The organism is Acidovorax sp. FG42 (assembly GCF_057809195.1).
Window position 1 is genome coordinate 144639 of record NZ_JBMDJM010000012.1, and the last position, 9261, is coordinate 153899.

6 protein-coding genes and 1 pseudogene are annotated in these 9261 nt (G+C 59.0%); all 7 read right to left on the minus strand.

Features of this window, described 5'->3' with window-relative positions:
- Window positions 1–228: 228 nt before the first annotated feature.
- Window positions 229–579 (minus strand): Tn3 family transposase post-transcriptional regulator TnpC, encoded by a 351-nt coding sequence (gene tnpC, locus ACODSM_RS14225; RefSeq protein WP_219165064.1) that lies wholly within the window; start codon window positions 577–579, stop codon window positions 229–231.
- Window positions 576–3614, minus strand: coding sequence for a Tn3 family transposase (locus ACODSM_RS14230; protein WP_219165066.1), 3039 nt, complete (start codon window positions 3612–3614; stop codon window positions 576–578). Before ACODSM_RS14230 ends, tnpC begins: the two co-directional genes overlap by 4 nt.
- 19 nt (window positions 3615–3633) lie before the next feature.
- Window positions 3634–3824 (minus strand): annotated as a pseudogene (tnpA, locus tag ACODSM_RS14235) (IS200/IS605 family transposase); the annotation flags it as partial.
- A gap of 144 nt (window positions 3825–3968) precedes the next feature.
- The gene (locus tag ACODSM_RS14240) at window positions 3969–4301 is read right to left on the minus strand and encodes a DMT family transporter (protein WP_219165068.1); all 333 of its coding nucleotides are present in this window, start codon (window positions 4299–4301) and stop codon (window positions 3969–3971) included.
- Between the two features lie 87 nt (window positions 4302–4388).
- Window positions 4389–7487, minus strand: a complete 3099-nt coding sequence (locus ACODSM_RS14245; RefSeq protein WP_219165070.1) for an efflux RND transporter permease subunit — start codon at window positions 7485–7487, stop codon at window positions 4389–4391.
- Complete coding sequence (locus tag ACODSM_RS14250; protein ID WP_105749573.1) at window positions 7484–8596, minus strand: efflux RND transporter periplasmic adaptor subunit; 1113 nt, start codon at window positions 8594–8596, stop codon at window positions 7484–7486. The genes ACODSM_RS14245 and ACODSM_RS14250 overlap by 4 nt, the downstream gene beginning before the upstream one ends.
- 19 nt (window positions 8597–8615) lie before the next feature.
- The gene (locus tag ACODSM_RS14255; RefSeq protein WP_105749572.1) at window positions 8616–9170 is read right to left on the minus strand and encodes a TetR/AcrR family transcriptional regulator; all 555 of its coding nucleotides are present in this window, start codon (window positions 9168–9170) and stop codon (window positions 8616–8618) included.
- Window positions 9171–9261: the final 91 nt, after the last annotated feature.

Below are 9261 nucleotides of genomic sequence, written 5' to 3' on the forward strand. Positions count from 1 at the left end.
CACAGTGCCCGCAACCAGGCACGCCAAAGCCAGCCCGTCAGCCACCACAACGCGCTGCAAATGTGTGTTGAAGCCGCCGGTGGACCACGCCAGCAGCAGGAACGAGAGAACACTGACCGCGCCCACAGTCAGCCCCAGCCACTGGTAGAGGGCAAGCCGGGATAAAGCCAGTTTTGACTCATAAGCCTTTTGGTTATGTCAAATGGCCCCCTTATTTCAAATCGAAACTCAATGGGTTGCCTGTAGTGTTTCCAGCGGTTCAATCAGCTTCACCCAGCCTTGCAGCGTAGCGATTGTTTGACGAATCTCTGACGTTGCTTCAAGCGCCAGTTCAGGCAAGCTCTCTTCGTCAGCAGAGCCTGACAAACCCGCCCCGTTGACCACAGCGTGCGCCATTCCGTGGAGCCGCAGCAGTACGTCCCGAAGACCGTCCTGGCCCCGTGCGTTGCCCACAACTCTGTCTAGCTGTTCGACTGCGTGCAGCAGTTTTGAGGTGTCGTAGGTGCTCTGTAGCTGTGTCAGTGCCGCCCTGTCCAGCCGACCATAGGCCGTGAGGACGGTGGTTTCTGGATCGCTCATGCTCCTGCTCCCTTTTGGCCGGCTCGCTGCCCCTCCGCTGCCACTGCAGCTGCCGCAGCTCGTGCACGCTTGGCCGCCTCACGAAACTGTGATTCCTTGACCCAGGGCTCCGGGGGCCGCTTCAGGTCGAGGTGATAGTTGCCAAACCGCTTGATACCCGAGGTCATGTACGGACTCAGGTACTCAACATCGGCCGCAGAAACGGGCTCCCCATCTGCGTACATTTCCTGCAACACCCGCATCATGTCCACCGTGTTTTGCAGGATCACCGATGAGGCAACGAGGTCGATGAAGCGCACCCGCTTTTGCTGCTCGTTCGGATCGTTCTCATTGATCACGTCGCCGCCGAAGTCCAGCCATTTCGTGAATGCATGGTACGACTCGATCTTGTTGGTCGTTGCGCTTACCTCCTGTCTCATTTCCTTGCTGGAAATCCAGCGCAGCAGGTAGATCGTGCGCAGTACGCGGCCAAGTTCGCGTGCCGCAGCAAACAGTCGGTTGTGACGCCCTTCCTGGCTGAGCTTGCGCAACAGCATCGGTGAAGCGATTTTTCCAGCCTGAATCGATATCGATACCTGCATCAGATCTCGCCAATGGTCGTGGATGAGCTTCCAGTCCACGACGTCGCTGAACAAGCGGTCAATATGCCGTAACCGCATCCCCTTCTCGGGGCGATAGAAGCGCAGATCCTTCCAGTTCCGAATGCGCGGCATCAATTGAATGCCGGCCAGATGCGTGAAGGCGAATACCGTTTCCGATTGACCATGGGTGTCTGAGTACACCGTATCGGCCTGAACACTCAAGCCTGCCTTCATCAGGCCCTCGATGACGTAGACAGCCTCAAGAACCCCTGGTGGTATGAAGTGCCGAAACACCGCGATGTAGTTGTCGGCGACGTGCCGGTAGGCCACCGCCCCCATGCGCCGATACCGGAAATGCATGCCCACCAGCAGGTTCTGATCGTAGAAGTCGTGCTGGGTGCCATCTGCCGCGACCTTTTTGCCTTCGCCCCACAGCTTGGGTAGCTCAAGCCGCAGATAAAGTTCGGTCAGATCCCGGCAGGCGTTGTCCAACTGGTCCAGGCTCATGTGCCGCTGGTTGGCATAGGACAGTTGATGTGGTGTCACACCGTTGGACAGATGACGCGCTGCCTGGTTGGGTCCCAGGTTGCAGCCCATGGCGAACACGGTGAGCAAGTAGCGCTCGCGTGCGTTGCGAAGTTTGGGATCGTCGCCGGACTGCGGCCCAAAGTTGCGGGTGAATCCTGTCCAGTGCTCGATGTTGGCGAGAACATCCAGCAGGTTGCGAGGGGCTGTGCGATTTTCGATGGCGGCGTGCAGTGCGATGGCAGAGGCCGGCACTTCGCGTGCAACAACACGCCGCAGGGTCGGTTCGCCGTTGACTCCGATCATCACGTCTCCTGCATGTTGCGGAAACTCGTCATCGATCTTTTTGGCCGTCTCGGTGAGCAATTGCTTGAGCCCGTCTACGAAATCACCCGCATTGGCGGGTATCCCAATCCGGTCGCAATACGTTGGCAGCAGCGCTTCGCACTCCTTCCAGGGCAGCAGTTGCAAGCGGTAGTCGGCAAATGACTCTGAGCCTTCGATGCACACATCGCCAGAACGAAGATCCCCACACAAATAGCTGAACACGCACACCTCGAGGTAGCGGCGGTTCGTCGGATGCCCCAGACCATGCGAACGACGCACCAGCTTGCGCCAGCGCTCGGAGGCGAACGCAAGCGCCAGGTCATCCTCGATCCACTCCACCTTGCGATGATCGTTGGCCAGAACGACCTGCAGGGCATCCAGCAGACTGCGGTCCTGAGTAGCTGCCTCAAAGCGCAACGCCTTCGCCATTCGGAACATCGCCGCACGCCAACTGCTGAACGCCTTCCAGACCAGCGGCAGATGGTTTCCCCCGCTCCACACTCGGATGGCCTCACAGTCCATGGTCAGTTGTTCCAGGTTGCCGTGCGGAGCGAGCAGATCTCGAACGCGCTGCCCGGTACTGGCGTCATCCAGGTTTTCTGCGAGGATCTCCAGCACCTGCTCCAGCGTGGCGACGAGTTCTTCACTCAGCTCGCGTTGGCGCGCCTGGATCACCTGCAGCTCCTCTCTTGCGGTCTTGTGGATGGCTCCGATGCGGCGAATGAACATTTCAGCCACATCGTCGCGGGCCCTCACTCGCATCTGTCGGATCAATGCCAGGATCAATGTGTAGCGCTTGGCGGGCAGCAAGTCCTTCATGTCGCCCGCATCGAGCGCCGATGCCATGCCAGCCATGTAGTTGAGCTTGGTAACCGGAACGCCATCGAGCAGCGCATCGCTGTCAGGCAGGGACTCAAGCCATGTCAACTGGTCCAACAGCAAATCGAGATGCTTGCGTGAGGCTTTTTTTGCCGATTTCTTGATCTGGTTGTACAGAGTTCGCCTTGCCGGCAATTCCGACTCCAGCAATCGGTCAAGCCATGTTCGTTGGGCCGAACTCAGGCGCTGGTTGATTCGCTCGTTCAATGCGGCCTCCGCAGCCGAGTGGGCTTGTTCAGAGATTTCGTCGAGCGTGCGGAACACCGGAAGCTCGTAACCCAGCCGCACCAACTCCTCAACGGTGATGTTGATGATGTCAACGCGGGTCTCCACGACACTGGCGACCTGTTGGGCTATCTGGATAGCCAGCGCTCGTGTTTGCCCGTCGGTGTAGGGCTTCACACCGAGCAGTTCTCGAATCGCTTTGTGGTGGCGATACAGCGTGGCGAGCGAAGCAAATTCGATCTTGTCAGTCGGGGCGATGCCCAGCGTTGCGGAAACATGCTCGATGACCTCGGCTGGAATCGCATCGATCGCGGGGAAGTGGCGCAGGAACTCAAAGCATTTGAGCAGCACCAACAATGCCAAGCGACGTTGCGCAGTGCGTGACTGTTGCTGCGCCCATTCAATCTCCTCGGGCTTCGGAGTGAACGACGCTCGCAGGTCTTTGAGCGTCAGTATTCGAGGAAATCGAGGGTACGCAGTCCGTTCAATGCTCGCCATGGCGAATCCCCCCCACAATCATGTGCATATGGTCCGGCATCAGATGCCTCTCTTCCGTCTGGCTCTCCTTTTGACGCGCCAATGTCCTAAAACCTCCCCGAAGTGCTTTCGCAACTTCAGGTACAGCGTCTTTTTTCGACATTTCGGTATGAATACAAGGTGGTACTTACAGTCCCATTTCGTGTGATTTGGGCTTTCCATCTTGTCCATCCAGTTCTTCCTTTCGTTTGCTTGGCGGCCGGGTTATGGATAGGCGCGTTCGTGGTGTGGTATTCCGATGCCTAACTGTCGCATCCCGCCCGACCAAGCAATCTTGAGTTGTCGCCATGCTTCGGCTGTATGCGGCTTTCAAATTTAGTGGGGACTACTTTTTGAAAAGACGTTGATCACGATGACTCCAGAAACGATTAGGGCCATGCCACCGATTGCTGCAGCATCAAGCCGCTGTTTGAAAACGATCCAGGCAACAATGGCGGTAAGCACGATGCCAGCGCCGGACCACAGTGCATACACGATGCCAACCGGCATGACCTTGAGCGTCAATGAGAGACAGTAGAAGGATCCGGCATAACCTAGCGCCGTAGCCAGACTTGGCCAGAGATTGGTGAACCCGTCAGATGCCTTCAGGAAGGACGTTGCAATGACCTCGAGAACGATGGCCGCGGTGAGATAAAGGTAAATGTTCATGGTGCAATTTGTCTGGTGATAATGTGCAATGCCCCTGGTACCAGGCATGTTCTTTCGCATCGAGTTTTGAAAGGCAGCAAGTGACGTTCAGATGGGTGCCGGCGTGGCTTGAGACTCGTACTTTCGGTCCAGCCACCGCGATAAACGGCTATCGAACAGCAGCTCATATAAAGCGGGAACCATCCCGAGCGTGACCAGGGTGCCCAGCGCCAGGCCACCGATGATGGTGATTGCCATGCCCGACCAGAGGGGGCCGCCAAACAGCAGCAGTGGCACCAGGCCGGCCACGCAGGTCAGCTTGGTCATCACGATCGGCCGCAATCGTTGAACGGCCGAAGTGATGACGGCGTCTCTCGAACTGCGCCCTGCGTGGAGTTCGGCTTCGATGCGTTCCAGCAGCAAGACAGCGTTGTTGACGATGATGCCGGCAAGCGAAAGCAGGCCAAAGTTCGCCATGAAGCCCAAGGGCTCGCCAGCCAGCTTCAGCGCCGGTGCCACCCCGATCAGCGTGAACGGAATGATGGACAGTATCAGCATCAGTTTTCGGAAAGATCCAAACTGCCAGATGAACAGTATCAGCATGGCGATACCCGCATGGGGAAGGTACTCACTGAGCGCCGCATTGGCTTCTGCGGCCTCTTCGATTTCCGCTCCGAGTTCAATGCTGTAACCTGGCGGCATTTTCAGTCCGGCGATGACCGGGGCCAATCGATCAACAACCTGCTGGGCGGTTTCTGTCTCGCTGCGTCCCTCCACCGTCAGCGTGCGAGAAAGATCTCGCCGCCGGATGACCGAAGGCTCCGAGCCTATGGACACTTGAGCGACGGCCGACAGCGGCACCGGCGTGGCCCCTGCTGGATACACCAGCGTATTGGCTACGTCTTGCGTTTGCTGCCGCTGGGCCGCAGTGCCACGGACCACCACAGGCACGAGCGTGTCGCCATCGCGCAGCATGGAGACATCAACGCCAGAGAACCGGGCTGCCAGCGAATTGGCGATGTCTTCACTGGTCACCCCGAGTCGGCGTGCTTTGGCCTGGTCGATCTGCACGTCGACACGCGGAACGCGGTTGTTCCAGTCGTCGCGTACACCGACGACACCTGCCACCTTGCGCAGTTCTCCCTTGATCTGTTCACCCAATCCCTTGAGCACCGTTTCGTCAGGGCCGAAGATGCGGTACGCCACCGTGCCCGAATCACTGGACCCCAGGGAGAACCGCTTCACCTCGCCTCGGACCTCAGGATAGGTCTGCGATAGATAGTCGCGCGTGCGCGCAATCATGGTGTCGAGCTCGTTCTTGGAGGTTACGCCCACCGTGAAGTAACCAATGTGCGAGGCAGGAAGCGGTGGATTCAGCCCCAGGATGATGCGTGGTCCGCCATCGGCGACATAGCCGATGCTGGTGGTGACCTCTGGATTGACCTGCTTGTCAGACAGCCAGCGGCTGATCTCTTGAACCTTGGCCAGCGTGGTGCGTGAATCGCTACCAGGTTGCAGCTCGATGGAGACCTGGTATTGAGGGCGGTCTGATTTCGGAAGGAATCCCGCAGGCACCGTCGATAGCAACAACATTGCAAGCGTAAGGAGAACGGCCATGGCGCCGAAGAATGCGAGCTTGTGATCAAGGACCAAGTTGATGGCGCGGCGGTAGATGCGGTAGAAGCGGGTCTCGGAATTGGCTTCGTGTGTTGCGTGAGGTGAGACTTTCAAAAAGTAGTAGCACAGCAGCGGGGTCACCGTCAGGCACAAGAGCCAGGAACCCAGCAAAGCGAGAGCCAGCACCACTACCAGGGGGCGGAGATACTCGTTGATCGAGGTGTCGCCGAAGAAGAAGGGGGAAAACGCAAAGATGATCACTAGCGAGGACGTGAGCAACGGGATCGCCAGCGACTTGCCGGCCTGGATGCAGGCCTCGCGCCGCGCCTCACCTGCCACCATTCGGCGTTCGATGTCTTCGGCAATCACGATACCGTTGTCCACCAGCAGGCCCAGTGCGATGATGATCGCAGCCATCGAAACGCTGTGTAGCTCGATGTGCAGGAACTGCATGGCGATCAAGGTGCCCAGGATGGTCAGCGGCACGATGCTGCCAACGATGACGCCGGCGCGCCAGCCAAGGAAAAGCACGACCACCGCCATCACGATCACGATGGTCTCTCCCATCACCTGGTTCATCTTGCCCATTTCGCGTTCCACGACGTCGGCCTGGAAGGTGACGTAGTCGAGCGTGAAGCCTGCGGGTAGTTGCTGCTGGAGCTCGCTGACTCGCGCCTTCAGACTGCGTCCGAATGCTTGGATATTCTGGCCTGAGCGCATCGACACACCAAGCACCACCGCCGGCGCACCCTGATAGACGGCGGCGGAATCTGGCGGGTCGGCAGGCAGCACCTTGATTTGCGCAATATCGCCCAGACGAATCGTGTTCTCAGAGCGACCATGGCGATCAGGCACGCTGAGGACGAATTCCCTCAGCGCTTGGAGCGACCGAATTTCGCCCGATGCCACCAGCGCGCTATTGATCCCACTCATCACCATCTGACCACCGGACAGCACGACGTTTTGTTGCTGCAATTGCTGCAGCAAGGCCGGTGCAGCCAGGCCAAGGCCGGCCAGGCGAGCCTGATCGAACTCGAGGTAGACACGCTCATCCTGCAGTCCGTGAAAGCTGATGTTCTGCACACCGGGCAGTTCATAGAGCCGATCACGCAATCGTTTGAGCGGCTCCCGCATCTCGCTCATGGTGAAGCCTGGCGCGGTCACCGCAATCGAGGCCACTGCCACGCGGCCGAAATCATCGTTGATGACCGGTGGGAAGGTGCCGCTGGGGAACTGAGGTGATACCTCAGCGACCTTTGCCCTCACTTTTTGCCAGATCGGCGCCAGGTCGGGGTAGCTCTCTTGTATCGTGACTTGCACAATGACCGTACCGGTACGCACCGTGCTGACCACATGCTTTAGCTCTGGAAGCTCACGCAAACGCTGCTCAAGTGGTCGCGCAACCAGTTGCTCCATCCGCTCGACTGGCAGCCCGGGGTTGGAGACAAAAATCATCGCGTCGCGAATGGTGGTCGACGGCTCCTCCTGGGACGGAAAGCGCAGGAATGCAAAGACGCCTGCGACCAGTACCAGCACCGCGACGAACAACGTGAGTCGACTTGAGCCCAAGGCCGATTCGGTGATCTTCATGGCTTTGCTCCGTGAAGCAGGGTCGTGGCCGTGTGCTCGACAGCGGCCTGGCCATCGCTCAGGAAGGAGACTCCTGCAACTACCACCCGTTCACCAGCGCTCAACCCGGATTTAAGGGGGATGCGTCCATCGGGCAGCAACCCATCGCCGAGTTGCACAGCGCGTCCCACCAGTCTGGAGTTTTCCAGCACGAAGACGCTGCCTTGGCCGGGATCGACGCCTGGCAACAATGCTGCAGCGGGTACCGACAATCCTCTGCTTGCAATTGCGGGTAGCTCGACTGAAACCATGGCGCCGCTGCGAAGAGCAGGCGCAGTCTCGATAAAGCGAAAGACTGCCTGCACCAGCGAACCGCTCTCATTGCGGCTGGAAATTCGGTCCAGCTTCAGCTGCATTGCTTCGGCTGGTTGATCGGTTTGGGAGGCAGTCGCCTGCGCAAACTGCCCTGGCGCAATGCGCGCTGCCACTCGCTCCGGGAGCATGGCGACAACCTCTAGGGAGCGACCTGCTTCGAGTTGGAAAACAGGCAGACCCGCACTGATGTCGGCGTAGGGCTGGGCATTGCGTGCCACGATCACGCCGTCGAACGGCGCGGTAATACGCGACAAGGCCAGCTCCCGTTGCGCCAGCGCCAACGCGGCTTCAGCCGCCTGAAGCTGGCTTTGGGCGATGCGATACTGGGTTTGGACGGACTCCAGCGTGGGAGCGGAAATGATCTGGTCTTTGGCAAGCGACTCGTTCTGCCGCAGTTGGGTTGTACGCTCAGCCAGCGCCGCGACAGCTGAAGTGCGATCAGCCTGGGCCTTCTCAATGCGCCGCAGCGCGGGCGATTCGTCGAGGCGGGCCAGCACCTGCCCCGAACGTACGCGGTCTCCCACATCGACAAGGATGGCGCTGATGCGCCCAGCCGACTCGAAGCCGAGTTCGGCACGTTGGCGCGCGCGCAGTGTTCCGATGAACGATTCTCCCGTTCGCGCTTCACCGCTGGCGATGACCTCCACCTTGACGGGGCGAGGCGCTGCTTGGGAAGGAGGCGGTGTCCGGGAGCAGCCGGTGATGATTGCAGCCAGCAAGGCGAGGGCTGCGGTCGCATAGGTCGAGGATTGCATGTGGATACAGGGGCAGGGGTTAGGTGAGATCTTTGGCCAGCGTCTGAAGCGCCTTGCGCATGGCTTTGCGCTGGTCCTCGCTGAAATGATGGAAGTCCAGGAGCTCAAGCAGCGAGATACCGTCTATGGCTGCAGTGATCACCAGAGCAATGCCGGTCTGCGCACTCGATCCAGCGAAATCCCTGTAGGTGCGGTCATACAGCTCGCGTACAGGCCCCAACAGATGGGGGTAGCTTGAAGCGGCGGCCAGCAGATTGCGCATCAGCTGCTTTTCGCTCGGCTGCATATCGAACGTGTCATTGATGAGAGCCAGCAACATGGCGCTGCTGTTGCTGCCGCTCTCAGATGCCTTGGCGCGGGTGCGTTGGTCCCACTCGTCAATCATGGATTGCACAAGTGCTGCCAGCAAATCGTCTTTGGTTTTGAAGTGGTAGATCAGCCCGCCCTTGGTGATGCCAGCGGCGGCCGCGACGCCCTCCAGCGTCAATTGCTGAACACCTTGTGTCGAAACTATCTCGGCTGCGGCTTCAATGAGCCGTTGCTTGCCGCTGCTGCGCTGGGATGAATTGGGCATATCGATGATTGAGTGGTTGAAACTATACTGCACGTAGGGAGTGTCAGAATTTCTGTGTGTGAGGCGGTTTCAGAAATCGGCTAGTCGTTAA

Bases quoted from the DNA above. Each gene is read 5' to 3' on its own strand.
- tnpC (WP_219165064.1), bottom strand. From the start codon at position 579: ATGAGCGATCCAGAAACCACCGTCCTCACGGCCTATGGTCGGCTGGAC.
- ACODSM_RS14230 (WP_219165066.1), bottom strand. From the start codon at position 3,614: ATGGCGAGCATTGAACGGACTGCGTACCCTCGATTTCCTCGAATACTG.
- ACODSM_RS14240 (WP_219165068.1), bottom strand. From the start codon at position 4,301: ATGAACATTTACCTTTATCTCACCGCGGCCATCGTTCTCGAGGTCATT.
- ACODSM_RS14245 (WP_219165070.1), bottom strand. From the start codon at position 7,487: ATGAAGATCACCGAATCGGCCTTGGGCTCAAGTCGACTCACGTTGTTC.
- ACODSM_RS14250 (WP_105749573.1), bottom strand. From the start codon at position 8,596: ATGCAATCCTCGACCTATGCGACCGCAGCCCTCGCCTTGCTGGCTGCA.
- ACODSM_RS14255 (WP_105749572.1), bottom strand. From the start codon at position 9,170: ATGCCCAATTCATCCCAGCGCAGCAGCGGCAAGCAACGGCTCATTGAA.